Annotated in this window: 2 protein-coding genes; one reads left to right on the forward strand and one right to left on the reverse strand. The window is 69.4% G+C overall.

From position 1 onward, the window contains the following. Positions 1 to 255, forward strand: a 255-nt coding sequence (locus tag VEG08_11925) for a response regulator (protein ID HXZ28692.1), incomplete at its 5' end; no start/stop codon positions are given. Here VEG08_11925 and VEG08_11930 read toward each other — a convergent pair. Then, positions 256 to 2919: a protein kinase gene (locus VEG08_11930; protein HXZ28693.1), complete on the reverse strand. Its 2664-nt coding sequence runs from the start codon at positions 2917 to 2919 to the stop codon at positions 256 to 258. Positions 2920 to 3194: the final 275 nt, after the last annotated feature.

The raw sequence follows: 3194 nt of genomic DNA on the forward strand, positions 1-3194 counted from the left end.
TCCGGCTACGAGGTGGTGCACGCCGCCCAGCAGCAGCCCTACCAGCCGGCCACCGCGGTGCTCACCGCCTTCCCCGACCTGGGCGGCTCCTGGCAGCGCGCCGGCGCCCACACCATGCTGGTCAAGCCGGTGAACGCGCGCGACCTGCTGCGCCAGATCGAGGTGCTGCTCATCCGCCACGAGGACGAAAAGCGGCGCCCCCACAAGGCTCCCGACGACGACGCACGCCCCGGGGCCTCCCGCCGCGTCAGCTAGCTACCGTTTCAGCGCCGCTTCCCAGTTGGAATAAATGGTGAGGGTGGCCGTGCCCTGCGTGCGGCGGGTGTTGATGAGGAACCTCTTCCCGTCGCCGGTGACATCGTACTGGTGGAAGGCGAAGGCCACCGCCGCGATCTGGGTCTGGAAGAGGGGGCTGGGAATCCCCGCGTGGAAGGCCCCGCCCGCGGTGTCCACCGTCACCCGCATCAACTTGGCGTCGGGCGCGATGTAGTAGATCTCCTTGCCGTCGCGGCGCCAGCGCGCCTGGCTGCCACCCTCGATCGAGATCTGCCACTTGCCCGACAGGCTGGGATAGGGCATGACGTATACCTGCTGCCGCCCCGTCTCGTCGGAAGTGAAGGCCAGCCAGTGGCCGTCGGAGGAGAGCTGAGCCTCGGCGGTGGGGAAGCTGGTGTGGAGCAGGTCGTAGTCCTTGGCTTCCGGCCCGAACTGGTGGATCCAGACTCGCGGCCCTGCACTGCTCAGGAAGCTCATATACAGCACTTGGTTGCCGTCGGGTGACCAGTCGTTGGGCGCGAAGTCGCCGCCCTGCGCGATCACCTTGGGCTCCCCCAGCCCGCTGCTGGGCTTGACCAGGATGCTTCCTCGCCCCGGTGTGTCGCTGTAGGCGATCTTGCTGCCATCCCGGCTCCAGATGGGGTTCTCCGCTTGTACCCCTTCGAAGGTCAAGCGCGTCCCTGTTCCCCGGCTTAACTCGTAGATCCAGATGTCGCGTTGCCGTCCGCCGCCCTCTCCCACCGAGGTCGCCACCCGCGTGGCGTCCGGCGACAGCGAGACGATGTCAAACTCCTCGGGGCCCGCCACCTTCCCCAACTCCTTGCCATCGCGGCCGTACAAGACCAGCTCGCTGTTGGTGCTTCCTCCACCTGCATAGATGAGCGGTCCGGCCGCGCTCACGCTGAAGCCCCCCACCCAGCGGTTGCTGTCATACTGGACTTGCTCGGCCACTACGACTGCCGTCCCGCTGACGCTCAGAGAGGATAGGTCGAAGGGCTGCGTCATCAGGTTGCCCTGTTCCAGGTAGAACAGGTGACCGTCGGCGTACTGCCCCTGGCCGATGGCGCGCTGCACCAGGCTCTCGGCGCCGGTCTTGAGGTCCAGCAGATAGATGCCGGAACCCGCGCCGGGTCGGGCCACTCCGGGTGCATCGGGTGCAGAGTTGTAGAAGAGCAGGTGGCTCCCGTCGGGCAGAAAGAAGGGCCAGCGGTGGCTGCGCTCGGCGCCCGGATTCTTGGGCGTGGTCACCTGCACGGCCTGGCCGCCGCTGGCCGAAACCCGCCACAGACCGCCCACCGAGGAGGGAGCGAAGAGGATGGTGCCGTCCGGGCCCCAGCTTCCTCCCCGCCCGACGAGGGCCTCGGCCAGCGTGATCGCGGGCCCCCCGCCGGCGTCGATCCGCTTCAGCCAGCGGCCAGCGAAGAACCCGATGGACCTGCTGTCCGGCGACCAGAAAGGGAACGCCGCTTCCTCAGTGCCTGCCAGGGGCTGTGCCACCGTGCTGTCCAACGGACGAACCCACAGCACGTCACCCGTCCCGGCAGGGTTCCGGGCGACGAACGCCAGCTTCCGCCCATCCGGCGAGATGGCAAAAGAGAAAGGCGTGAAGCTCGAGTCTTTGGGCGGCAAGATGGAAGCTTGCAGGGGCAGAGCGGCCTTGGGCGCGCGCGCCATCCAGGCCGCGCCCAACGCGATCGCCGCCAGCAGGCACACCGCGGCCACCACCCAGGCCAGGCTCTGCGAGTGCCGCCGGCGCGCCGCCACCGGCGCCGGCACGCCCGCCTGCGAGCCGCCCTCCGCGATCCACCGCAATTGCAGCTTGACGTCGTGGGCCGTCTGCCAGCGCTCGTCCGGGTCCTTGGCCAGGCACAGCTTCACCACCCGGTCCAGCGCCGGCGGCGACATGGGCCGCAGCGACGAGATGGGCTGCGGCTCCGAGGCCAGGATGGCCGCCACCACGCTGGCCTGGCTCTTGCCCGTGAACGCCCGCTGGCCCGTCGCCATCTCGTAGAGCACCGAGCCCAGCGCGAAGATGTCGGAGCGCGCGTCCGCTTCCTTGCCCTCCAGTTGCTCCGGCGCCATGTACTGGAAGGTGCCCACCACCATGCCCTCCGCGGTCAGGGGCTTGGCCCCAGGCCCGGTGAGCGAGACGGTCAGGGCCGAGGGCGCCTCCGGGTTGGCGGTCTTGGCCAGCCCAAAGTCCATCAGCTTCGCCCCCGTCTTGGTCAGCATGATGTTGCCGGGCTTCAGGTCGCGGTGCACCACCCCGCTGCGGTGCGCCTTCTCCAGCCCTTCGCAGATCTCCACCCCATACTTCAGCAGTTGCTCCGGGGGGAGGGGACCGCGGTCCAGCCGGTCGGCCAGGCTCTCGCCCTCCATGTACTCCATCACCAGGTAGTCGACCCCCTCTTGGTGGCCGACGTCGTAGAGAGTGCAGATGTTGGGATGGTTGAGCGAGGAGATGGCGCGGGCCTCGCGGTCGAAGCGCTGCCGCCGCTCGGGCTGCTCGGAGAGGTGTGCGGGCAGGACCTTGATGGCGACGGTGCGGTCGAGCCGCGTGTCGCGGGCGCGGTAGACCTCCCCCATGCCGCCGGCACCGACGGCGGCGGTGATGCGATAGTGGGAGAGGACCGAGCCGATCATGCCGTCACCCTCGGCCGCCTGAACCGGATGGAAGTGCCCCGATTGTAGCTCGTATTCGCCCCGGATCTGCCGAGCCGAGGAGCCCGAGAGCCGTGGTCTGGGCGGAGAAGCCGGGATCGGTCTCAGCGCTCGGCCAGCGGTCGCCGGCGGACCGCGAAGGCCTCCGCCGGGTTGTCGACGAGCAGCCGCCGGACGTCGGCCTCGCCGAGCCCGCGGGCCTTCAGCGCCGGCACGAACGCGTCGAAGAGGAACGTGTGCGGGCGGTACGTGCCCCC

It is taken from the genome of Terriglobales bacterium, from assembly GCA_035624475.1.
Classification (GTDB): domain Bacteria; phylum Acidobacteriota; class Terriglobia; order Terriglobales; family Acidobacteriaceae; genus DASPRL01.

Bases quoted from the DNA above. Each gene is read 5' to 3' on its own strand.
- VEG08_11930 (HXZ28693.1), bottom strand. From the start codon at position 2,919: ATGATCGGCTCGGTCCTCTCCCACTATCGCATCACCGCCGCCGTCGGT.